General features: G+C 66.6%; 21 protein-coding genes and 1 tRNA gene. 5 read left to right on the top strand and 17 right to left on the bottom strand.

Translation table 11 applies throughout. The annotated features are described in order from the left end of the window. Nucleotide 1 precedes the first annotated feature (1 nt). The 3 genes from AC3EF3_RS10835 to AC3EF3_RS10845 all read left to right on the top strand — a co-directional run bounded on the left by AC3EF3_RS10835 (nucleotide 2) and on the right by AC3EF3_RS10845 (nucleotide 3038). Entirely contained in the window at nucleotides 2-1327 is a 1326-nt protein-coding gene (locus AC3EF3_RS10835) for a TRAP transporter large permease (RefSeq protein ID WP_488532161.1), read from the top strand. 71 nt (nucleotides 1328-1398) lie between these two features. Then, nucleotides 1399-2454, top strand: coding sequence for a TRAP transporter substrate-binding protein (locus tag AC3EF3_RS10840; protein ID WP_488532162.1), 1056 nt, complete (start codon nucleotides 1399-1401; stop codon nucleotides 2452-2454). Nucleotides 2455-2483: 29 nt separating this feature from the next. Then, the gene (locus AC3EF3_RS10845; protein WP_488532163.1) at nucleotides 2484-3038 is read left to right on the top strand and encodes an NUDIX hydrolase; all 555 of its coding nucleotides are present in this window, start codon (nucleotides 2484-2486) and stop codon (nucleotides 3036-3038) included. 16 nt (nucleotides 3039-3054) lie between these two features. Here AC3EF3_RS10845 and AC3EF3_RS10850 read toward each other — a convergent pair whose 3' ends face one another. The 3 genes from AC3EF3_RS10850 to AC3EF3_RS10860 form a co-directional block, all read right to left on the bottom strand. Then, nucleotides 3055-4923 (bottom strand): serine/threonine-protein kinase, encoded by a 1869-nt coding sequence (locus AC3EF3_RS10850; RefSeq protein WP_488532164.1) that lies wholly within the window; start codon nucleotides 4921-4923, stop codon nucleotides 3055-3057. Nucleotides 4924-5010: 87 nt separating this feature from the next. Then, entirely contained in the window at nucleotides 5011-5814 is an 804-nt protein-coding gene (locus AC3EF3_RS10855; RefSeq protein WP_488532165.1) for a type VI secretion system-associated FHA domain protein, read from the bottom strand. A gap of 11 nt (nucleotides 5815-5825) precedes the next feature. Continuing rightward, nucleotides 5826-6716: an adenylate/guanylate cyclase domain-containing protein gene (locus AC3EF3_RS10860; protein ID WP_488532166.1), complete on the bottom strand. Its 891-nt coding sequence runs from the start codon at nucleotides 6714-6716 to the stop codon at nucleotides 5826-5828. A 164-nt stretch (nucleotides 6717-6880) separates the two neighbouring features. Here AC3EF3_RS10860 and AC3EF3_RS10865 point away from each other — a divergent pair, with 164 nt between their 5' ends. Beyond that, on the top strand, nucleotides 6881-7534 hold the full coding sequence (locus AC3EF3_RS10865) for an ankyrin repeat domain-containing protein (protein ID WP_488532167.1): 654 nt from the start codon (nucleotides 6881-6883) through the stop codon (nucleotides 7532-7534). A gap of 3 nt (nucleotides 7535-7537) precedes the next feature. Here the strand turns inward: AC3EF3_RS10865 and AC3EF3_RS10870 are convergent, their stop codons facing one another. The 14 genes from AC3EF3_RS10870 to AC3EF3_RS10935 all read right to left on the bottom strand — a co-directional run bounded on the left by AC3EF3_RS10870 (nucleotide 7538) and on the right by AC3EF3_RS10935 (nucleotide 20435). Further along, entirely contained in the window at nucleotides 7538-8110 is a 573-nt protein-coding gene (locus tag AC3EF3_RS10870) for a c-type cytochrome (protein ID WP_488532168.1), read from the bottom strand. Further along, nucleotides 8107-9855 (bottom strand): PQQ-dependent dehydrogenase, methanol/ethanol family, encoded by a 1749-nt coding sequence (locus AC3EF3_RS10875; protein WP_488532169.1) that lies wholly within the window; start codon nucleotides 9853-9855, stop codon nucleotides 8107-8109. Before AC3EF3_RS10875 ends, AC3EF3_RS10870 begins: the two co-directional genes overlap by 4 nt. Nucleotides 9856-10057: 202 nt before the next feature. After that, a tRNA-Pro gene (locus tag AC3EF3_RS10880) sits at nucleotides 10058-10134 on the bottom strand. Between the two features lie 24 nt (nucleotides 10135-10158). Continuing rightward, on the bottom strand, nucleotides 10159-10611 hold the full coding sequence (locus tag AC3EF3_RS10885) for a MerR family transcriptional regulator (RefSeq protein WP_488532170.1): 453 nt from the start codon (nucleotides 10609-10611) through the stop codon (nucleotides 10159-10161). 121 nt (nucleotides 10612-10732) lie between these two features. Continuing rightward, nucleotides 10733-11062: an integration host factor subunit alpha gene (locus AC3EF3_RS10890; RefSeq protein WP_488533773.1), complete on the bottom strand. Its 330-nt coding sequence runs from the start codon at nucleotides 11060-11062 to the stop codon at nucleotides 10733-10735. 37 nt (nucleotides 11063-11099) lie between these two features. Then, complete coding sequence (pheT, locus tag AC3EF3_RS10895) at nucleotides 11100-13541, bottom strand: phenylalanine--tRNA ligase subunit beta (RefSeq protein WP_488532171.1); 2442 nt, start codon at nucleotides 13539-13541, stop codon at nucleotides 11100-11102. Nucleotides 13542-13553: 12 nt separating this feature from the next. Further along, complete coding sequence (gene pheS, locus AC3EF3_RS10900) at nucleotides 13554-14600, bottom strand: phenylalanine--tRNA ligase subunit alpha (RefSeq protein WP_488532172.1); 1047 nt, start codon at nucleotides 14598-14600, stop codon at nucleotides 13554-13556. 77 nt (nucleotides 14601-14677) lie between these two features. After that, on the bottom strand, nucleotides 14678-15037 hold the full coding sequence (rplT, locus tag AC3EF3_RS10905) for a 50S ribosomal protein L20 (RefSeq protein WP_488532173.1): 360 nt from the start codon (nucleotides 15035-15037) through the stop codon (nucleotides 14678-14680). Between the two features lie 24 nt (nucleotides 15038-15061). Further along, nucleotides 15062-15265: a 50S ribosomal protein L35 gene (rpmI, locus tag AC3EF3_RS10910; protein WP_325547273.1), complete on the bottom strand. Its 204-nt coding sequence runs from the start codon at nucleotides 15263-15265 to the stop codon at nucleotides 15062-15064. Nucleotides 15266-15398: 133 nt separating this feature from the next. Then, nucleotides 15399-15989, bottom strand: a complete 591-nt coding sequence (gene infC / locus AC3EF3_RS10915; RefSeq protein WP_488533774.1) for a translation initiation factor IF-3 — start codon at nucleotides 15987-15989, stop codon at nucleotides 15399-15401. A gap of 89 nt (nucleotides 15990-16078) precedes the next feature. Then, nucleotides 16079-17986 (bottom strand): threonine--tRNA ligase, encoded by a 1908-nt coding sequence (gene thrS, locus AC3EF3_RS10920; RefSeq protein WP_488532174.1) that lies wholly within the window; start codon nucleotides 17984-17986, stop codon nucleotides 16079-16081. Nucleotides 17987-18152: 166 nt separating this feature from the next. After that, complete coding sequence (locus AC3EF3_RS10925) at nucleotides 18153-18347, bottom strand: hypothetical protein (RefSeq protein ID WP_488532175.1); 195 nt, start codon at nucleotides 18345-18347, stop codon at nucleotides 18153-18155. A gap of 114 nt (nucleotides 18348-18461) precedes the next feature. Next, nucleotides 18462-19787, bottom strand: a complete 1326-nt coding sequence (aceA, locus tag AC3EF3_RS10930) for an isocitrate lyase (RefSeq protein WP_488532176.1) — start codon at nucleotides 19785-19787, stop codon at nucleotides 18462-18464. A 246-nt stretch (nucleotides 19788-20033) separates the two neighbouring features. Continuing rightward, nucleotides 20034-20435, bottom strand: a complete 402-nt coding sequence (locus AC3EF3_RS10935; RefSeq protein ID WP_488532177.1) for a gamma-glutamylcyclotransferase family protein — start codon at nucleotides 20433-20435, stop codon at nucleotides 20034-20036. A 36-nt stretch (nucleotides 20436-20471) separates the two neighbouring features. Here AC3EF3_RS10935 and AC3EF3_RS10940 point away from each other — a divergent pair, with 36 nt between their 5' ends. Beyond that, nucleotides 20472-21365: a DMT family transporter gene (locus AC3EF3_RS10940; protein WP_488532178.1), complete on the top strand. Its 894-nt coding sequence runs from the start codon at nucleotides 20472-20474 to the stop codon at nucleotides 21363-21365. The last annotated feature ends 87 nt before the right edge of the window (nucleotides 21366-21452 follow it).

Consider the following 21452-nt stretch of genomic DNA (forward strand, 5'->3'; position numbering starts at 1 on the left):
CATGAGCGGCATCTCCCTCGCACTCGTCGCCATCCTCCTCATGTTCGCGCTGATGGCGCTGCGCACGCCCATCGCGATCGCCATGTTCCTTTCGGGCTCGATCGCCTATGTGGCGCAGACAGGCTGGAGCCCGTACGCGAATTTCATGAACAGCATGGCGTTCGCGCGCTTCGCGAGCTACGACCTGTCCGTGATTCCGCTGTTCATCCTGATGGGCCATTTCGCCACGCAGGGCGGCATCAGCAAGTCGCTCTTCGAGTTCACGGCCGCCGTGGTCGGGCGCCTGCGCGGCGGCCTTGCGATGGCGGCCGTCATGGCCAGCGCAGCTTTCGGCGCGATCTGCGGATCGTCCGTGGCCACGGCCGCGACCATCACCGGCGTCGCGCTGCCCGAGATGAAGCGGCACGGCTACTCGGGGCGTCTGACCACCGGCACGCTCGCCACGGCCGGTACGCTGGGCATCCTGATCCCGCCCTCGGTGCCGCTCGTCATCTACGCGATCCTGACCGAGCAGAACATCGCCAAGCTCTTTCTCGCGGCCACCCTGCCCGGCATCATCGCGATGATCGGCTACATGATCGTGATCGCGATCTACGTGCGGATGGTGCCGGGCCACGCGCCCGAGCTCGAGAAGAACCCGCCGCCGTTCCGGTGGGCGAGCTTCCTCGGCCTGGCGCCGGTCGCGTTCGTGTTCCTGCTGGTGTTCGGCGGCATCTACGGCGGATTCTTCTCGCCGACCGAAGGTGCCGGCGTGGGCGCGGGCTCGGCCCTGCTCGCTGCCATCGGCAAGCGCGAGCTGACGTGGAAGAAGTTCGTCCACTGCTTCCTGGCCACGGCCGAGAGCACGGCGATGATCTTCATGATCTTCATCGGCGCCGACGTGCTCAACTCCGCGCTCGCGCTCACGCAGATCCAGACGCACCTCGTGCAGCTGGTCACGGGCTGGCACGTGTCGCCGATCTGGGTGATGGTCGGCATCGTGGTCCTGCACATCCTGCTTGGCTGCGTGACGGAGGAGCTGTCGATCGTGCTGCTCACCATCCCCATCTTCTTCCCCGTGGTGATGAGCCTGGATTTCGGCATGCCCAAGGAGTCGCTCGCCCTGTGGTTCGGCATCCTGATCCTGATGGTGGTCTCCTTCGGCCTGCTCGTTCCGCCCATGGGCCTGAACGTTTATGTCGTGAACGGCATGGCGAAGAACGTGCCACTGGGCGAAACCTTCCGCGGCGTGCTGCCTTTCCTCATCAGCGATTTCGTGCGCATCGCGCTGATGCTCGCCTTTCCCGGCATCGCGCTGTGGCTGGTGCAATTCATCGGGACGAAATAAGGGATGGCCCGGTGGGGCGGCCGGGCGATTCCGGCTATGGTCCCGTCCAGGCTTCACATGGAGAACAACGAATGATCCGACGCAGAACACTCCTGAAATCGGGCGCCGCGGCCGCGGTCCTGGGCGGCCCGGCCGTCCCGGGCTTCGCGCAGCAGACCGTCACGCTGAAGTTCCACACCTTCATGGCGCCGACATCCAACGTCTGGCTGAACATGCACAAGGCGTGGATGGACAAGGTGCAGAAGGATTCGGGCGGGCGCATCAGGTTCGAGGCCTACCCGGCCATGCAGCTGGGTGGCACGCCGGTGCAGCTCTATGACCAGGCGCGCGACGGCGTGGTCGACGTGGTCTGGACGCTGCCCGGCAACACGACCGGCCGCTTCCCGCGCGTCGAGGTGTTCGAGCTGCCGTTCATCATGAGCAACGCGGAAGCCACGTCGAAGGCGTACTGGGAATACGTGCAGACGGTGGCGCCGGACGAGTTCAAGGAGACGCAGGTGATCGCGTTGCAGGTGCACGGCCCGGGCGTGATCCACACGGCCGACAAGCCGGTGCACACCGTGAACGACCTGCGCGGCCTGAAGATGCGCGCGCCGACCCGCCAGGTGAACAAGATGCTGGCTGCCCTCGGTGCCACGCCGGTCGGCATGCCGCTGCCGCAGATTCCCGATTCGCTCTCGAAGGGCACGATCAACGGCTGCGTGATCCCGTGGGAAGTGGTGCCCTCGGTCAAGGTGCACGAGCTGACGAAGTACCACGCGGAATTCGATCCCGCCGGCGGGGCGCTCTACACGACGACGTTCGTGATGTGCATGAACAAGGCGAAGTACAACTCGCTGCCGCCGGACCTCAGGAAAGTCATCGACGCGAATTCCGGCATGGCCACGTCCGGCTGGCTGGGCAAGGTGCAGCAGGCCGGCGACGTGGCGGGCCGCAAGGCTGCCGTGGACCACGGCAACACGATCTTCACCGTGAGCGCGGCCGAGGCGCAGGAATTCCGCCGCCGCTCGCGCCAGATCGAGGTCGAGTGGATCGAGGACATGGGCAAGCGCGGCTTCGACGGCCGCAAGCTCCTCGACACGGCCAAGTCGCTGATCGAGAAGCACACCAGGTCGACGAAGACCTGAGGACGGGGCGGCTGGCATACTTCCCCCTCGTGCCAGTCCCCTTTCGCACCCCCATCAAGCATTGCCGCAACTGCGGCGCCGCAGTCGTGTACCGCGTGCCCGACGACGGCGACACGCGCCAACGCGCCGTCTGCCCGGCCTGCGACACGATCCATTACGAGAACCCGCTGAACGTGGTGGGCACGGTGCCGCACCTGGGCGACAAGGTGCTGCTGTGCAAGCGCAACATCGAGCCGCGCTGGGGCAAGTGGACCCTGCCCGCCGGCTTCATGGAACTGGGCGAGACGGCCGCGCAAGGCGCCGTGCGCGAAACCGACGAGGAAGCGGGCGCGCAGATCGAGCTGGAAGACCTGATCACGGTACTCTCCGTGCCGCGCGTGGGCCAGGTGCACATGTACTGGCGCGCGAAGCTGCTGTCGGACCGGTTCGACCCGGGGCACGAGACGATCGAGGCGCGCCTCTTCACGGAGGACGAGATCCCGTGGGACGAGATCGCGTTCAGGACCGTGCACGAGACGCTCAAGTGCTACTTCGCCGATCGCCGCGCGGGCGCCTTCAGCGTGCACACGATCGACATCGTCTGAGCCCGCGGGCCCGGTTTCAGGGCCGGTTGCCCTCGCGCAGCCGCTTGTCTTCTCGCCACTGCACGCACAGCGGATGGTTGCGCGCTGCGGGCTTCTCGCACGCATCGGCCAGGCACAGTTCGCGCCCGAGGAAGACGCGGTCCTTGCACGCATCCGCCGCGCCGTAGGCGCCCGACGCGGACACGGGCCTCGTCGACCCGCGTGTGGACGGGGAAGCGGCAACGGCCGGGTGCGAAAGCTCGGATCCAGGCCCCGAGGCCGCGAGCTTCGCCCTGCCCGCGGGTCGGGATGCCGCAACGTGCTTGGGCGCAGCGGCGGCGCTGGCGGCCACGGCAGGCGTCACGCTCGCGACCGGCTGGTCGGTCGTTGCCTCGGGCGTTGCCTTGGGCGTTGCGGCCACCGCGGGGACGGGTGACGGTGCAGCGAGCGAGGTCGCCGCCGCGCTGGCGGGAGCGGTCGACGAGCCCCGCCCCACGAAAGCGAATGCCGCGATGCCGACCAGCACCAGCGCGCCCACACCGGCGACCGCGGCGAGTGGCGCCTTCCTGCGCGTCACGATGGGCACGGGCTCGGCCGGGGTCGGCGCAGGTTCGAGGGGTGGCGCAGGTGCGCGGGGACCGCTCTCTGCCGGCGGCGGCGCCGGAACCGAAGCGGCGGTCATGGCGCCCGCCAGCGGGATCGTGCTCGGGAAGCCGGAAACGGTCCGCTCCACCTCGGCGGGCGGCTCCACGGGCGCGACCGCGGATGGCTGGGTGCCGGTGCGCAGCCGCGTGGCTTCGAGGTCCGCGCCACTCAGCATAGTCTGGTCGGGCGGCGAGCTGCCGCTCGTGAGCTTGCGCAGGCGGCGGCGCGCGAGTTCGGCGTAGATGCCGGCGGGGAACCGGTCGAGGAAAGCCTGGAATTCCTCCGGGTCGGTGGAGTCCTTGATGTCCTTCCAGTACACGAGCTCCACTTCCTGCGTCACCGTGGACGGGCTCGTGACGGCGCCGCGTGAAGCATTGCCCGCGCTTTCGGCATTCCTGAGCGGGTTGGGCGCCGGGATGACCGTCACATCCTCGGCCCGGCGAATGGCGGATTGCAGCGCGCTCGCGAAATCGCGCGCCGTGGCGAAGCGCTCGTCGCGGCTCTTCGTCAGCGCCCGGGCGACGACCGCGTCGATGGCCGTGGGCAGGCGCGGGTTGATCGAGCTGGGCGGCGGGGGGTGATGGCCGATGATCTGGTGGATGATCGAGAAATCGTTGTCGCCGTCGAAGGGCCGCTTGTCGGTGAGCAGCTGGTAGAGCACCACGCCGACCGAAAACAGGTCCGCGCGCGAATCGATCTTCTGGCCTTGCACCTGCTCGGGCGCCATGTACTTGAGCGTGCCGACCATGTTGCCCTGCGTACGCGTGGCCTCCCCCGAATCCTGGATGCGGGCCACGCCGAAGTCCGTGAGCTTCACGCGGCCACCCGGCTCGATCAACAGGTTCGCGGGCTTGATGTCGCGGTGCACGATGCCCTGCTTGTGGGCATAGTCCAGCGCCGAGAGCAGGTCGCGGATCATTCGCAGCGACTGCTCCAGCGTGTAGCGCACGCCCCTGTCCAGGTGGTGCTTCAGGTCATCGCCCTGGATGTATTCCATGACGAGGAAGGCGTTGTCGCCGTCCCGGTCGGAATCGTAGACGCTGACGATGTGGGGATGCTGCAGGCGTGCGGCGGAACGGGCCTCGGTGCGGAAGCGATGCTCGTACTCGGTGGCGGCTTCCTCGGAGAGGTTCTCCACCTTCACGGTCTTGATCGCGACGCGGCGGTCGAGGTTCGGGTCGCGTCCCTCGTACACGATGCCCATCGCCCCCTTGCCAAGGACGCGAACGAGCTCATAGCGGCCGAGTTTCTTGAGACTCACGGGACTGCGCGCCTGCGCGAAAACTGAAAGCCCATTCTAGCGGCAGCCTTCGCCATGGAGCCAAGGGTAAATCAGTGCTTCCGGCTTCTACCTTGACGTCTTCGCCACGAGTTCGGCCAGGACCTCGCGCAGGGCACCTTCCTGCGAGACATCGCCTGCTGCCGCGAGGCGGCCACCGAACAGGTAGCGCAGCTTCGTGTCGCCGGGCCAGCCGGTCTTGAGCGGGTTGTTGTCACGCGCAGCGGCCATCGTGCGATCCTCGGACCGGACGTCCTGCCTCATGCCCGTGACGGTCGAGTGCAGATCCAGCACGCCCAGCACCAGCAGCCGCACGAGCCGGCCCATCGCTTCGAGCTCGCCCTTGCTCATGATGCCCGGGTCCACGCCCAGCCCGCGGAAGAAGGAAGAGACATCGCCCGCCTCGAGCGAACCGGCTTCGAGCGCGCCGCCGGCGTTCATCGGGCCGAACGTGGTCTGGAAGCCCCAGTCGCCGAACGGGTCGTCTTCGTGCTTCGGCACGGCGGCCGCTTGCGTGGCGCCGGCGCAGGCCTCGCGCTCGAGCACCGCCCACGGGTCCTCCTCTTTCGCGGCGTGCACCACGTAGTCGCCGACCTTGAGCGATTGCCCGCCGGGCAGCACGCCCCGGGCACCGGGCGGCGCTTCGCCGAACGCCATCTCGATGCCGTTCACGGTGGAGACGACGTGGAAGTGCAGTTCGCCGCCCACGGCCCACAACGCCAGGTGGCGGCGCGACACCGTCCGCTCCGGGTCGGGCAGGCAGACATCGCATTCCGCATCGCGACCCAGCACCAGTTCGGGGTCGCCGGGGGACAGGCGCCGCGTCGCGTCGAGGCCCGGGCCTGCGATGTGGATTTCGAGCGCCATCGTCATGAGCGCGGTCGTCAGCCTCGGACGTTGAACTGCACGAGGGGCGCGCCCTCGGCTTCGCGCTCGCATCCCAGCGCGATCTGGCCCGAGCCGACCAGGTAGCACTCGGTGCGGCGCAGCACCACCGGCTCGGCCTGGTTGCCGAAGTACACCCAGGTGCCGAAACTGGAGGTGTCGCCCAGCACGAAGTGGCCGCCGCGCCATTCCGCGGTGGCATGCTCGCGCGATACGCGGCCGTCATTGATCGTGAGCGTCGCGGTGGCCGACCGCCCCACGGTCAGTTTCTCCGCGCGCGGTTCCAGGTGCAGCCTCTGCCCGAACCCCGAGAGTTCCAGCACCGTGTCCTTGCCCGGCTTGAACATCAAGGCACCCATCACCGTGGCCTCGGTGTCGCGCTCGACCTGCCAGTCGACGCGGAACACCTCCGTGGCCTCCTGCTTTCCGCGCAGGTACATCGGCCCGAGGCGGCGCATCTGCGCCTGCTGCCCGGACGGCAAGGCGTCGCGCACGCGCGCGGTGGTGAGGACCTGGTCGGCGCCGGCGAGGTCGGCCAGGCGCGCAGCGCAGTTCACCGCGTCACCGTAGCAATCGCCCTCGATCTCCACGACCTCGCCCGACTCCACGCCCATCTGCATCTGCACCGGGCTGCCGCGGCCGCCCGGGTACACGGGCCTCTCCTTCAGGCGTGCCTGGATCTCCAGGCACGCGGCGATGGCGTGCGATTCCGACTGGAACACGGTGAAGACGCCGTCGCCCAGCAGCTTCACGACCCGTCCACTGTGCTGCTCGAAGGTCTTGGAGAGCGCCGCCGTCAAGTGCGTGACGAAGCGGCCGGCCGTTTCGTCGCCGAGCCGCTCGAAGATGCCGGTGCTACCGACAAGGTCTGCAAAGACGACGGTCGCCATGGTTGAGCCATTCTATGGTGGCGCGTTGCCCGAAGGCAAAAAGGCGCTCGCCGTCCGGGACAAATGTCCCGCGTTCTTTGGCCGATTTGACACGTGTGGCGGCGAGGGATGCGAGCTAGAGTCGTGGGGTGACGGTGCGTGCGCGATATTGCCGAAGGAGCATCATGGCCTGTCTTCGATCCGCCCTCCTGTGCCTGGCCCTGGCGTCGCCCTGGGCGGCGGCGCAGGCGCCCAGCCACCCCAACCCGAATGCGCAACTGCTCGCGGCCGCCCGCCAGTCGGATGCGGCCGCCGTCGAACGCCTGCTGTCGCTGGGCGCGGCACCCGACTCGCGCAACCGCTTCGGCAAGACCGCATTGATGCTCGCGGCCGAAAAGGGCCAGCTGCGGATCGTGGAGCTGATGCTCAAGTCCGGGGCGGACGTCAATGCCGCATCCGTCGAAGGCGTGACGGCGCTGATGGGGGCCAGCTATGGCGGCCATGCGGCCGTCGTGCGCCGCCTGCTCGCGGCGGGCGCGCGCGCCGAGCCGGTCGACCACATGAAGAAACCGGCCATCGTCTACGCCGCGGCGCTGGGCCATGCGGACGTGCTGGCCGCGCTGCTCGATTCCGGCGCCGACATCAACGCGCCGGCAGAGCACAAGCTCACGCCGCTGATGTGGGCAGCGGGCCAGGGCCAGCCCGACGCCGTGCGCCTGCTGCTCGCGCGCGGCGCCCGGCGCGACCTGCGCGACGATCGCGGTCTGACCGCTGCCGACATCGCCCGCCAGGCGGGTCATGCCGAGGTGGCGGCGCTGCTGGACACGCCAGCACACTGAGCGCTACAGCCCGGCCAGGTAGTTCGCCAGGTTCTCGATGTCCTTCTCGTTCAACGTGGCAGCCACGCTCGTCATGTTGCCCGCGTCGTTGGTGCGCTTGCGCAGCTTGAAGTCGGTGAGCTGCTTGACGATGTAGTCGTGGTGCTGGCCGGCCACGCGCGGGATCTCGTTCTGCCCGGCGAAGCCGCCCAGGTGGCACATGGTGCACAGCGTCTCGTCCGCCTTGAGCTTGCCCAGGCGCGCCTTTTCGGGGTCAGGCTTGAACCCGGTGGGCTTGGGTTTCTGTCCGGCGAACCAGTCGGCGAGCTCGCGCAACTCGTCGCGCGTCAGGCCGGCCGCCATCGGGCTCATGAGCTCGTTGCTTCGGCGGCCCTCCTGGAAATCGCGCAGCTGCAGGTAGAGGTAGCGCGAGGTCTGCCCCGCCAGCACGGGATACAGCGGATTGGTGGAATTGCCGTCGATCCCGTGGCAGGCCGCGCAGGCCTGCGCCTTGGTCGGTGGCGCGGCGGGCTGCGCCAGCGCCGCAGCGGCGGCCAAGGCCGCCGTCGCCACCCAACACCGGCCCTTCCTCGTCATGGCAGCGCGAACACGACCACCGAATTGCCGCGCTTGAAGTCGATCTGCGTGTTGCCGCCGGCGGCCACGGCCACGTACTGCTTGCCGTTCACCGTGTACGACACGGCCGGCGCGTTGACGCCCGCACCGCACTGGTACTGCCACAGCATCTTGCCGGTCTTCGCATCGAAGGCGCGGAACAGGCCGTTGCCCTCGCCGTTGAACACCAGCCCGCCCGCCGTGGCCAGCACGCCGCCGATCAGCGGCTGCTCGGTGTCGAACTTCCACGCGACCTTGCCCGTATCGATATTGACGGCGACCAGGCGGCCCGCTTGCTTCTCGGACGGGATCACCTTGAACGCGCCACCCAGCCACAGCTTGCCGCCCGGGTACTTGGCCTCCTCGACGTGGTACGTCATGGGCTGGTGCAGGTTCGCGGCATAGGCCAGGTGCAGCTGCGGGTTGATCGCCATGGGGCTCCATTCCACGCCGCCGTTGGCGCCCGGCAGCATGCGCGCGCCCTCCTTGGTCGGCAGCACCCACATGTTCTCCTGCGGGATCATCGCCTCGCTGAAGCGGATCAGCTCGCCGGTGGCGCGATCGTGCACGTACACGTGCCCGGTCTTGCCGCCGTGGATGGCCACCTTGCGCATCTTGCCGTCCTTGCCGGCGGCCTCGGTGAGGATCACCGGCGAGGCCGCGTCGAGGTCCCACACGTCGTGCGCGATGTACTGGTAGTACCACTTGAGCTTGCCGGTGTCGAGGTCGAGCGCCACCATCGAGTCGGTGTACAGGTTGTCCCCGGGCCGCTCGGCGCCGTACAGGTCCGGGCTGGGGTTGCCCACGACGAAATAGATGGTCTTGGTCTCGCGGTCCACTGCCGGCGGCATCCACACGCCGCCGCCCAGGGTCTTGTAGAAGTCGCCGCCCTTGTCGGCCAGGGCCTTCTTCTCCGCGGCGATGTCGCGATGCATGTCGCGGCCGGTGGCGTCCTTGACCGCCCAGACGCCCTCGTGCCCGCGCTCGGGAATCGTGTAGAAGGTCCACAGCTCCTTGCCGCTGTTCGCGTCGTAGGCTTTCACGAAGCCGCGGATGCCGTACTCGCCGCCGTTGGTGCCGATCAACACCTTGCCGTCGACCGCCACCGGCGCCATGGTCTCCGAATAACCGGCCTCCGGGTCCGCGATCTGCGTGGACCACAGCACCTTGCCCGTCTTGGCATCGAAGGCCATCAGCTTCGCATCGAGCGTGGCCATGTACACGCGGTCGTTCATCACGGCCACGCCGCGGTTGTTGGGCCCGCAGCAGAAGGTGGTCACCGGACCCTGCTTGTGCCTGTAGTGCCAGAACTCGTTGCCCGTGGCCGCGTCCAGCGCGTACAGGTGGTTGTAGGAGGTGGTGACGTACATCACCCCGTCCACCACGACGGGCGCCGTTTCCATCGACTCGACCACCTCGGTCTGGAAGATGAACGCGGGCTTCAGGCGGGCGACATTGGACGTGTTGATCTGGGTCGCCGGGTAATAGCGCGTCTGCGCGTAGTCGCCGTTGGTCAGCAGGAAGTTGCTGGTGTCGCGAGCGGCCGCGTCCAGCCGCGCCTGCGGCACCGAGACGTTCTTGGGCACCGGTCCGCCGGTGGCGGTGGGGCCCTGCCCCGCGACTTCCGGCTGGGCGTGCGCGCCGCATGCGAAGGCCGCGAAGGCGACGCCTGCTGCCCATGCACGCGACCGTCTCCAGGCACGCGCTCGTCTTTCGATGCGATCCATGTCAGTCTCCTTGTCCGATGTCGCGTTCTGCCGCCGGCCGGACTCCCCGGCCGCCGTTCGCGAGAGCAATTTGACTCGTGCGCGCGCGAGTTGGACCGGGACAAACATCCCGACTTTGTCCTGATCGATTCGCGGCGAGCCGCGGATGAGCTCCAAAAGCAAAAAAGCCCGGACCTTTTCAGGTCCCGGGCTTTCCATCGTTTGGTCGGCGTGGCGGGATTCGAACTCGCGACCCCTTGCACCCCATGCAAGTGCGCTACCAGGCTGCGCTACACGCCGAGCCGCAGATTATAACCCGCGCACTCAGTGCGTTTGAGTGAGCAGGTCGCGGATCTCGAACAGCTCGCGGCGCACGAGCAGGATCTTCTGCGAAAAGTGGTCGAGTTCTTCTTCGGGCGGGGCGCTGTCCTCGAAATCCTCGAAGCTCGAATCTTCCACCTCGATCACCTCCACGCCTTCGAGCATCACCTCGCCGGCGCGGCGCTTGTCGCGCTCCACCTGCACGATCTCCTGCAGCTTGTTGCGCGCGCCGCTGATGGTGAAGCCCTGGTCGTACAGCAGGTCGCGGATGCGGCGGATCATCAGCACCTCGTGGTGCTGGTAGTAGCGCCGGTTGCCGCGGCGCTTCATCGGCCGCAGCTGCGTGAACTCCTGCTCCCAATACCGTAGCACGTGAGGCTTGACGCCACACAGCTCGCTGACCTCACCGATGGTGAAGTAGCGCTTCGCCGGTATGGCTGGGAGGGCTTTCTCCATTGAAATCAATGTTGTAGGAGAGAAAGCTCAAGGTTACTCTAAGAAACGCGGACGCGCAAAGCAGCCTGCGGACAGGCGTTGCGTTTTGGCGCCCGAACGGCGCCGGATTTCACGAAGACGGCTAGTCGCCGGTGTCGCCGGCGCCCTGGATCTGTTCTTTGAGCTTGTGGCTGGCATGAAACGTGACCACGCGGCGGGCCTCGATCGGGATCGCCTCGCCGGTGCGCGGGTTGCGGCCCGGACGCGGCGCCTTGGTGCGAATCTGGAAATTCCCGAAGCCGGAGATCTTCACGTCCTGGCCGTCGACCAGGCTGGCCGAGATCAGGTCGAAGAAGGCGTCGATCATGTCCTTCGATTCGCGCTTGTTCAGGCCGATCTGCTCGAACAGCAGCTCCGCGAGTTGAGCCTTCGTGAGAGCGGGCGTCTCGAGGCTTTCGACGGCGAACTCGATGATGTCTTCCGGCTTGTTTGTTGTCACGGCGTGCATCTCATCCCCTCAGGCGGCCGCCGGTGCGGCTCGCGACTTCAACGACGATGGCCCGGACGGCAGCCTCGATCTGTTCATCGGTCAGTGTGGCGTCGTTGCTGGCGAGCGTCAAGCGAAGGGCGAAGCTCTTTTCATCGGGCGCAATGCCGTGCACGGCCTGCTGGGGCTTGTACACGTCGAAGAGGAATGCGTCACGCAGGAGCCCGCCCGTGGCGGCTGCATGCACGGCCGCGATCACCGCGTCGTGCGTCACCGAATCCTTCACCACCAGCGCGACGTCGCGCTCGGCCGGCTGGAAGCGCGGCACCGGCTCGAACCTGGGGACGTCGCGCTCGGTGACGGCATCGAGATCCAGTTCGAACAGCACCGGCGCATGGGCGAGCTCCCACTGCTGGCGCCAGCGCGGATGCAGCTCGCCCACCACGCCGATGTTGCGGCCGTCCAGCCACACGCTGGCGCAGCGGCCCGGGTGCATCGCGGGATGCTGGGCTGGCTCGAAGCGCGCCTTCTTCGGTGCGAGCAGCGATTCGAGGTCGCCCTTGACGTCGTAGAAATCGACCGGGGTCTCCTTGCGGCCCCACTGCAGGCCGTCCGCATCGCCGTACGCGAGCGCCGCGACGCGCATCGGCTGGCGCACGCCGCGCACCGTGCTGTCGGTCGTCTGCACCGACGCATCGCGCAGGAACACGCGGCCGATCTCGAACACGCGCACGCGTTCGGCCTTACGGTCCAGGTTGAACTTCAGAACCTGCAACAGCGATCCGACGAGCGAAGAGCGCATCACGCTCATCTGGCTGGCGATCGGGTTGAGCAGTTTCACCGGGTTGGCATTGCCGGCGAGATCCTTCTCCCAGCTCTCCTCGACGAAGCTGAAGTTGATCGTCTCGAAGTAGCCGAGGTCCGCCAGCTGCCGGCGCACGGCGAACCGGCTGCGCTGCGACTCCGGCCGCACACGCGCGGTGATCGGCGCCAGTGGTGGCGTCGTCGGCAGGTTGTTGTAGCCGACGATGCGCGCCACCTCCTCGATCAGGTCTTCCTCGATCGCCAAGTCGAAGCGGTATGGCGGCGGCGCAACGGTGATGACGCCCTCCTTCGCCTGCGCGGGCAGGCCCAGGCGCCTGAACGCGTCCAGGCACTGCGCCTCGGTCAGGGGCATGCCGATCACCTTCGACGCACGCGCGACGCGCAGCGACACGGGCTTGCGCTCGGGCAGCTTCGCGACCTGGTCGTCCATCGGGCCCGCCTCGCCGCCGCAGATGTCGATGACCAGGCGCGTGATGTGCTCGATGTGCTCCACCGTCTGGCTCGGGTCCACGCCGCGCTCGAAGCGGTGGCCGGCGTCGGTCGAGAAGTTGTAGCGGCGGGAGCGCCCCTGGATCGCCTCGGGCCACCAGAACGCGGCCTCCACATAGACGTTGCGCGTGTCGTCCGACACCGCCGTCGCGTCCCCGCCCATGATGCCGGCGAGCGACTCGACCTCGCGATCATCAGCGATCACACCGACCTTCTCGTCCACCGTCACGGTGTTGCCGTTCAGCAGCTTCAGCTGCTCGCCCGGCCTGCCCCAGCGCACGTCGAGCGCGCCATGGATCTTGTCGTAGTCGAAGATGTGCGAAGGCCGTCCGAACTCGAACATGACGTAGTTCGAGATGTCCACCAGCGCCGTCACGCTGCGCTGGCCGCAGCGCGCCAGGCGGTCGACCATCCATCGCGGCGTCTTCGCCTTCGTGTCCACATTGCGCACGATGCGGCCCGAGAAGCGGCCGCACAGCTCGGGCGCACTGACCTTCACCTTCAGCTTCGCATCGTGCTTCGGCGGCACGGGCTGGAACTTCGGCTCCTTCAGCGGCGCGCCGGTGAGCGCAGAGAGTTCGCGCGCGACGCCGTACACCGACAGCGCATGCGCCAGGTTCGGCGTGAGCTTGAGCGTGAAGACGTGGTCATCCAGCTGCAGCACGTCGCGTACGTTCTTGCCCACGGGCGTGGCCGCATCGAGTTCGAGCAGGCCGGCGTGGTCCTCGCTCAGCTTCAGCTCGCGGGCGGAGCACAGCATGCCCTGGCTTTCCACGCCGCGCAGCTTGCCCACCTTGATCTCGAACGGCTTGCCGTCGTCACCCGGCGGCAGCACCGCGCCGACCAGGGCTGTCGGCACCTTGATGCCCACGCGCGCGTTCGGCGCACCGCAGACGATGGTCAGCAGCGCGCCCTGCCCCCGCGGCGCTTGCGCCGCATCACCAATATCGACCTGGCACACGCGCAGGCGATCGGCGTTGGGGTGTTGCACGCATTCCTTGATCTCGCCCACCACCACCTTCTCGAACGGCGGGGCGACGGGGCGCAGTTCTTCAACCTCGAGGCCGCCCATCGTGAGCGTCTCGGCGATCTGCTCGGCTGTGAGCGGCGGGTTGCAGAACTCGCGCAGCCAGGACTCGGGGAATTGCATCTTCTTCTCTTCTTATCGGAACTGGCGCAGGAAGCGGATGTCGCCGTCGAAATACAGGCGCAGGTCGTTCACGCCATAGCGCAGCATCGTGAGCCGGTCCGGCCCCATGCCGAAGGCGAAGCCGATGTACTTCTCGGGGTCCAGGCCCATGTTGCGCACCACCTGCGGGTGCACCTGGCCGGAGCCCGCCACCTCGAGCCAGCGGCCTGCGAGCGGGCCGCTCCGGAACTGGATGTCGATCTCGGCGCTCGGCTCCGTGAACGGGAAGAAGCTGGGTCGGAAGCGCAGTGCGAGGTCGTCGGTCTCGAAAAACGTGCGGCAGAAGTCCGTGAAGATGACCTTCAAGTCCTTGAAGCTCACGTTCTCGCCCAGCCACAGGCCTTCGCACTGGTGGAACATCGGCGAGTGCGTCGCGTCGCTGTCCACGCGGTACGTGCGGCCCGGCGCGATGACGCGGATCTCGGGCATTTCCCGGCCCGCATACTTCCTGACGTGCGACTGCGCGTAGCGCACCTGCATCGGGCTGGTGTGCGGGCGCAGGTTGTAGGGGATGCCGTCGTCGCCGTTGATGTCCACGTAGAACGTGTCCTGCATCGAGCGCGCGGGATGGTTCGGCGGGTTGTTCAGCGACGTGAAACTGTGCCAGTCGCTTTCGAGCTCGGGGCCGTCGGCCACGTCGAATCCCATGCTGGCGAAGATCTGCTCGATGCGCTCCATCGTGCGGCTCACCGGGTGGAGGCCGCCGGGTTCGCGCTGGCGCCCGGGCAGCGAGACGTCGAGCGCCTCGGCCTTCAGTTGCACCTCGAGCTCGGCGTCCGCCAGCGCCTGGCGCCGCTCGGCGAGCAGCCCCTCGATCGACTGCTTCGCCACGTTGATCGCCGCGCCGCGGGTCTTTTTCTCCTCGACGGAAAGCGCGGCGAGCCCCTTCATCAGCTCCGTGATGCGGCCGGACTTGCCGATGAATTGCGCCTTGGCGTTTTCAAGGTCGGCGGGCGTGCCGGCCCTGGCGAACGCTGCGCGCGCGGATTCGACGATGGTTTCGAGCTCTGTGGTATTCATAAACGGAAAACAGGGCTAGAGCCTGCGGCCCTAGCCCTGTCCTTGCATGTTGCAACAGCGCGAGCGCTGTCGTGAACTCAAGCAGCCAGCTTGGCCTTGACTTGCTCCACGATGCCCGCAAAGGCAGCCGGGTCGTTCACGGCGATGTCGGCCAGGACCTTGCGGTCGATCTCGATGCCGGCCTTGCGGATGCCGTTGGCGAACTGGCTGTACGTCAGGCCGTTGGCGCGGGCCGCGGCGTTGATACGCGCGATCCACAGCTGGCGGAACACGCGCTTCTTGGTGCGGCGGTCGCGGTACGCATACTGGCCCGCCTTCATCACCGCTTCCTTGGCGATGCGGAAGACGTTGCCGCGGCGGCCGCGGAAGCCCTTGGCGAGGGCGAGAACCTTCTTGTGGCGGGCGCGGGCCGTTACACCACGTTTGACGCGAGGCATGTGATTTCTCCTTGTCGGTGGTGATTAAAGGCCGGCGAACGGCAGCATGGCGGCCATGTGACCCATGTTGGTCTCATGAACGCCCACGGGGCCGCGCAGGTGGCGCTTGTTCTTGGTGGACTTCTTGGTCAGGATGTGACGCTTGAAGGCCTGGCCGCGCTTGACGGTGCCGCCGGGACGGACGCGGAAGCGCTTCTTCGCTCCGCTCTTGGTCTTCATCTTGGGCATGTGAATGCTCCTGCTTTCTCTTCGATTTGTGCTCGTGAGGCGCCGCGAATCGTTCGCGTCTTGATGGCCCCGAGCCACTTGTTCGGGCGGACTCTCACCGCCCTTCAATGCACCCTTGCGGGTGCCTTGTTCTTCACGCCTGCGCCGCCTGTTCGACCGGCGCCGGCTTCGCCACCGGCTTCTTCTTGCCCGGCGCGATCATCATGATCATCTGGCGGCCTTCCAGCTTCGGGAACTGCTCGACGACGATGAGGTCGACCAGCTCGTCGCGGATGCGGTTCAGCAGGGCCATCCCCAGCTCCTGGTGCGTGATCTCGCGGCCGCGGAAGCGCAGCGTGATCTTCACCTTGTCGCCCTCCGCCAGGAAACGGCGGATGTTGCGCATCTTGATGTTGTAGTCGCCCTCGTCCGTGCCCGGCCGGAACTTGACTTCCTTGATCTCGATGACCGTCTGCTTGGCTTTCGCTTCCGCCGCCTTCTTCTGTTCCTGGTACTTGAACTTGCCGTAGTCCATCAGCCGGCACACCGGCGGGCTGGCAGTCGCGGCAATTTCGACCAAGTCCACATCCAGCTCGCCTGCCATTCGCAGGGCTTCCTGCAAACTGACGATGCCCAGGGGCTCGTTGTTGGGTCCGCTCAGGCGGACTTCCGGGGCCATGATTTCCCGGTTCAGGCGGTGCTTGCGTTCCTCGCGCTGGCGGCGGTCGCGAAATTCTGTAGCGATGGTCTTGAATCCTCGTTCAACAATTTGCTATCACAAAGATAGCGAAACCGCCGCTTTGCGCGCCGCCTGCCGCGTGATTTCCTCAAAAATCAGCTTTTGGCCTGGATGTCGGAGGCGAGGCGTTCCGAGAACGCTGCCAGCGGCATCGCACCGAGATCCTGGTTGCCCCGGGCGCGCACTGCGACGGCACCTGCTGCCTTCTCCTTCTCGCCCACGACGAGGATGTAAGGCAGCTTCTGCATCGAATGCTCCCGTATTTTATACGTAATCTTCTCGTTGCGCAGGTCGAGCTCGACTCTAAGCCCTTGATTTCGCAGCGTTTTGGCAACTTCCCGGGCGTAATCGGCCTGCGAGTCCGTGATATTGAGCACGGCCACCTGCACCGGCGCGAGCCAAACCGGCAGCGCCCCGCCGTGCTGCTCGATCAAAATCCCGATGAAGCGCTCGAGGCTGCCCACGATGGCACGGTGGAGCATCACCGGGCGGTGGCGGGCGCCGTCTTCGCCCACGTACTCGGCATCCAGCCGCTCGGGCATCGAGAAATCGACCTGCATCGTGCCGCACTGCCACTGCCGGCCGATCGCGTCCTTGAGCGTGTACTCGATCTTCGGGCCGTAGAAGGCGCCCTCGCCCGGGGCGATCTCGAACTCGCAGCCCGACGCGCGCAGGCTCTCCATCAACGCGTTCTCGGCCTTGTCCCAGCTCTCGTCGGAGCCGATGCGCTGGTCGGGGCGCGTGGCGATCTTGTAGATGATGTTCGTGAAGCCGAAATCGCGGTAGACCTTCTGCAGCAGCGCCGTGTAGGCCGTGCACTCGGGCAGGATCATGTCCTCCGTGCAGAAGATGTGGCCGTCGTCCTGCGTGAAGCCGCGCACGCGCATGATGCCGTGCAGGCCGCCCGTCGGTTCGTTGCGGTGACACTGGCCGAATTCGCCGTAGCGCAGCGGCAGGTCGCGGTAGCTGCGGATGCCCTGCTTGAAGATCAGGATGTGGCCCGGGCAGTTCATCGGCTTGAGCGCGTAGTCGCGCTTTTCCGATTCCGTCGTGAACATGTTCTCGCGGTACTTGTCCCAGTGGCCCGTCTTCTCCCACAGAGACTTGTCCAGCAGCTGGGGGCCCTTCACTTCCTGGTAGCCGTTGTCGCGGTACACGCGGCGCATGTACTGCTCGACCTCCTGCCACACCGACCAGCCCTTCGGATGCCAGAAGACGACACCGGGCGCGTGATCGTCGATGTGGAACAGGTCCAGTTCGCGCCCGAGGCGCCGGTGGTCGCGCTTCTCGGCCTCCTCGAGCATCGTGAGGTACTGCTGCAGCTCCTCCTTCGTCGCCCAGGCCGTCCCGTAGATGCGCTGCAGCATCTCGTTGCGGTGGTCGCCGCGCCAGTAGGCGCCTGCGACCTTCATCAGCTTGAAATGTCTGAGCTTGCCCGTCGACGGCACGTGCGGGCCGCGGCACAAATCCTCGAAACCGCCTTCGCGGTACAGCGACACATCCTCGTTCGCGGGGATGCTCGCGATGATCTCCGCCTTGTAGTTCTCGCCCAGGCCCTTGAAGTGCTGCACCGCCTCGTCGCGCGGCAGCACGCGGCGCGTGACGGGCTCGTCCTTCGCGGCGAGTTCGGCCATGCGCTTCTCGATCGCCTGCAGGTCCTCCGGCGTGAAAGGCCGCTTGTACGAGAAGTCGTAGTAGAAGCCGTTCTCGATGACCGGCCCGATCGTGACCTGCGCCTCGGGGAACAGCTCCTTCACGGCGTACGCCAGGAGGTGCGCCGTCGAATGGCGAATGACTTCCAGGCCTTCCGGGTCCTTGGCCGTGATGATGGACACGGGCGCGTCGCGATCGACCGTGTACGCCGTGTCGACGACCTTGCCATCGACCTTGCCGGCCAACGCGGCCTTCGCCAGGCCGGAGCCGATGGACGCGGCGATCTCGGCGACTCTCACGGGGCCGGGAAATTCGCGTTTCGAACCATCGGGAAGCGTGATCTGGATCATGGTGTTCAGGGGCAATTCACAAACAAAAAAGCGCGACCGGCAGCCGCGCTTTTCTGGGGGGGTGAGCTTTTCAGTGCACGCGCGACGACCGACCTCCTAAAGGGTCGTGGAACCTTCCGGGGTAGTTCGCGGTGTCATAACCCATCGTGCCTTTCTCGCCCCGATTCTAGCCTGCCGGGATGAACCCCGAGCTCCCGCAGCGCGTGCACGGCGTGATCACCACCTGCTTCTCGACCTCGAAGTTTTCGTTGATGTTCTCGCTGTCGAAGCGGATCTCGCCCGTGCCCTGGCAGTCCGGGCACTTCTGCTGGTTGAGCTTGCTCGCGTCGAAGACGCCCGTCCTGTCGTTGGTATCGCCCATCCTGAGCCCTCCGTGGATGAGCCCCGACTCTAAATCGAAACGCCCGAAAGAAGAAACCCCGCCGGCTTGCGCCGGCGGGGCCCCTTGTCTCCTCGGTATCCCTTGGTGTGCCTGTCAGGCCGCCTTCTTCTGGTCGAAGAACTGCTCGTCCTCGGTCGAGCCCTTGAGCGCGGCCGTCGAAGCATTGGCCTCGATGGTCGTGGTCACGGCGTCGAAGTACCCCGTGCCCACTTCGCGCTGGTGCTTCACCGCCGTGAAGCCCTTGTCGGCCGCGGCGAACTCCTTCTGCTGCAGGTCCACGAAGGCGCTCATGTTGTTGCGCGCATAGCCGTAGGCCAGCTCGAACATCGAGTAATTGAGGCTGTGGAAGCCGGCCAGCGTGATGAACTGGAACTTGTAGCCCATCGCGCCCAGCTCCTTCTGGAACTTGGCGATGGTCGCGTCGTCGAGGTTCTTCTTCCAGTTGAACGACGGCGAGCAGTTGTACGCCAGCAGCTTGCCCGGGAACTTCGCGTGGATCGCGTCGGCGAAATCCTTCGCGAACTTCAGGTCGGGCGTGCCGGTCTCGCACCAGATCAGGTCCGCATACTCGGCGTAGGCGAGGCCGCGGCTCACCGCCTGGTCGAAGCCCTTGCGCGTGCGGTAGAAGCCTTCCACCGTGCGCTCGCCGGTGCAGAACGGCTGGTCGATCGGGTCCACGTCGCTGGTCACCAGGTCGGCGGCTTCCGCGTCGGTGCGGGCCAGCAGGATGGTGGGCGTGCCCATCACGTCGGCAGCCAGGCGCGCGGCCACCAGCTTGGCGACGGCTTCACGCGTGGGCACCAGCACCTTGCCGCCCATGTGGCCGCACTTCTTCACGGACGCGAGCTGGTCCTCGAAGTGCACGCCCGCGGCGCCCGCCTCGATCATGGCCTTCATCAGCTCGAAGGCGTTGAGCACGCCACCGAAGCCCGCTTCGGCGTCCGCCACGATCGGCTGGAAGTAGTCGACCCAGCCGTCGTCGCCCGGGTTCTTGCCCTCGCTCCACTGGATCTGGTCGGCGCGCGCGAAGGTGTTGTTGATCTTCTTCACGACCTTCGGCACGGAGTCCACCGAATACAGCGACTGGTCGGGATACATCTCGCCGTTGCTGTTGGCGTCGCCCGCCACCTGCCAGCCCGAGAGGTAGATGCCCTTCAGGCCGGCCTTGACCTGCTGCATGGCCTGGTTGCCCGTCAGCGCGCCCAGCGTGTTGACGAAGGGCTCGGTGTTGATCGAATTCCACAGCTTCTCGGCGCCGCGCTTCGCCAGCGTGTGCTCGATGGCCAGCGAGCCGCGCAGCTTCACGACGTCGGCGGCGCTGTAGCCGCGCTTGATGCCTTTCCAGCGCGGGTTCTCGGCCCAGTCCCTTTCGAGCTGGGCGATCTGCTGTTCGCGGGTGAGGTGGGTCCAGGAAGTCATGCGTTCACTCCAAAGTTGTTGCCAAACCGGTCGGCGCCGCCGCGGGACGAAGGGCGACGCCGTTGGGGACAACTCTAGGTCTTCTACAAGACCTTGTGAAGCTCTTGTGTCTTATACAAGACAAAAAATCTTCCCTTCAAAATCAATGACTTGCCGGCGATTATCGCGATGCGGGAAATGATTTCTTGTATTGAGAAAATTTGGCGCGGTGCAGCAAGATCAAAGTTTCGCGATGCGAAAGGCATTTCACGATGAATGAAACAGGATCCAGTCGCCATGCCCGATGCGCTGCCGGCCTTGCACCCGCACGGGATTGATCTCGTAGAGGAAGCACTGCATCGGCCGGCCGCCCACCTCGATCTCCAGGTCGCGCTTGAAGTACTCGCTGTCCTCGCCGGGCACGATGCCTTCGATCCCGTCGAGCACGGCTTCGAGTTGCGGCGTCACCTCGTACACCTCGCCGACCACCGTCACGGCTTCCTCGCCGCCGAGCGCCAGGCCCGGGTACCAGTCGAGGTGATAGAGGCTCCCTTTCACTTCGCCCATCCCGACGTAGCGCGGCGCGGGCGAGAGCCGGTTGATGTCGTTGCGCCCGCCCCGGCGCAAGGTGCCGTAGACGAACACGTGCCGCGTCGTGCCTTCAGGCATGATCGCCCTCGTTTTGGAATCCGCCATTTTCATCGAATGAGCACCCGGGCCCAGCGCCTTGCCGCGTATGCATGCCTGGCCCTGAGCATGTCGCTCGTCGGCAGCTACGTCGCCCTTTCGAAGCCGCTGGCGGCGGCCATTCCCGTCTTCCTGCTCGCGTGGCTGCGTTTCGGCATCGGCGGCGCGGCGATGCTGCACTGGCTGCGCAAGCCTTTCAACGAACTGCCGATGACGGCGCAGACGAAGCGGCTGCTGTTCCTCGAATCCTTCCTGGGAAATTTCCTCTTCTCGATCTGCATGCTGTTCGGCGTCAGCATGACGAGCGCGGTGTCGGCCGGCGTGATCATGGCCGCGATCCCGGCCGTGGTCGCCCTGCTCTCCTGGGCCTTCCTGCGCGAGCGCGTGAGCGGGCGCGTGTGGGGTGCGGTCGCCTGCGCGGCCGGCGGGATCGCATTGCTGGCGTTCACGAAACCGGCTCAGGAAGGCGGGGCGGCGGCGAGCCACTGGCTCGGCAACCTGCTCGTCTTCGGCGCGGTGGTGTGCGAAGCGTCCTATGCAGTGATCGGCAAGAAGCTCACCGGCGCCCTCTCACCGCGCCGCATCACTTCGCTCATCAACCTGTGGGGGTTCGCGCTGGTCGCGCCGTTCGGCCTGTACCAGGCCTGGCACTTCGACTTCGGCGCGATCCGGGGCTGGACATGGGTGCTGCTGCTGTTCTATTCGCTCGCGGCGAGCGTGTGGACGGTGTGGCTGTGGATGACGGGCCTGAAGGTCGTACCCGCATCGCAGGGCGGCGTGTTCACGGTGATGTTGCCCGTGGCGGCGGCGCTGGTGGGCGTGGTGGCGCTCGGCGAGCCGTTCACGAGTGTGCAGGCCTTCGCCTTCCTGCTGGCGCTCGCGGGCGTGGTGCTCGCCACGCTGCCCAGGTGAAAAAGCGTGTGGCGGCGCGGTGTTGATGGCCGTTTCTCCCGCAGTGCGTGAGCATGCGCCAGTGGCGCTGGAGCCCTCGCCGCCTCG

This window comes from Ramlibacter sp. GS1-15 (genome assembly GCF_057785015.1).

Excerpts from the sequence above, each read along its gene's own strand:
- AC3EF3_RS10835 (WP_488532161.1), top strand. The coding sequence starts at position 2 with ATGAGCGGCATCTCCCTCGCACTCGTCGCCATCCTCCTCATGTTCGCG.
- AC3EF3_RS10840 (WP_488532162.1), top strand. The coding sequence starts at position 1,399 with ATGATCCGACGCAGAACACTCCTGAAATCGGGCGCCGCGGCCGCGGTC.
- AC3EF3_RS10855 (WP_488532165.1), bottom strand. The coding sequence starts at position 5,814 with ATGACGATGGCGCTCGAAATCCACATCGCAGGCCCGGGCCTCGACGCG.
- AC3EF3_RS10860 (WP_488532166.1), bottom strand. The coding sequence starts at position 6,716 with ATGGCGACCGTCGTCTTTGCAGACCTTGTCGGTAGCACCGGCATCTTC.
- AC3EF3_RS10865 (WP_488532167.1), top strand. The coding sequence starts at position 6,881 with ATGGCCTGTCTTCGATCCGCCCTCCTGTGCCTGGCCCTGGCGTCGCCC.
- AC3EF3_RS10870 (WP_488532168.1), bottom strand. The coding sequence starts at position 8,110 with ATGACGAGGAAGGGCCGGTGTTGGGTGGCGACGGCGGCCTTGGCCGCC.
- AC3EF3_RS10875 (WP_488532169.1), bottom strand. The coding sequence starts at position 9,855 with ATGGATCGCATCGAAAGACGAGCGCGTGCCTGGAGACGGTCGCGTGCA.
- AC3EF3_RS10885 (WP_488532170.1), bottom strand. The coding sequence starts at position 10,611 with ATGGAGAAAGCCCTCCCAGCCATACCGGCGAAGCGCTACTTCACCATC.
- pheT (WP_488532171.1), bottom strand. The coding sequence starts at position 13,541 with ATGCAATTCCCCGAGTCCTGGCTGCGCGAGTTCTGCAACCCGCCGCTC.
- pheS (WP_488532172.1), bottom strand. The coding sequence starts at position 14,600 with ATGAATACCACAGAGCTCGAAACCATCGTCGAATCCGCGCGCGCAGCG.
- rplT (WP_488532173.1), bottom strand. The coding sequence starts at position 15,037 with ATGCCTCGCGTCAAACGTGGTGTAACGGCCCGCGCCCGCCACAAGAAG.
- rpmI (WP_325547273.1), bottom strand. The coding sequence starts at position 15,265 with ATGCCCAAGATGAAGACCAAGAGCGGAGCGAAGAAGCGCTTCCGCGTC.
- thrS (WP_488532174.1), bottom strand. The coding sequence starts at position 17,986 with ATGATCCAGATCACGCTTCCCGATGGTTCGAAACGCGAATTTCCCGGC.
- AC3EF3_RS10925 (WP_488532175.1), bottom strand. The coding sequence starts at position 18,347 with ATGGGCGATACCAACGACAGGACGGGCGTCTTCGACGCGAGCAAGCTC.
- aceA (WP_488532176.1), bottom strand. The coding sequence starts at position 19,787 with ATGACTTCCTGGACCCACCTCACCCGCGAACAGCAGATCGCCCAGCTC.
- AC3EF3_RS10935 (WP_488532177.1), bottom strand. The coding sequence starts at position 20,435 with ATGCCTGAAGGCACGACGCGGCACGTGTTCGTCTACGGCACCTTGCGC.
- AC3EF3_RS10940 (WP_488532178.1), top strand. The coding sequence starts at position 20,472 with ATGAGCACCCGGGCCCAGCGCCTTGCCGCGTATGCATGCCTGGCCCTG.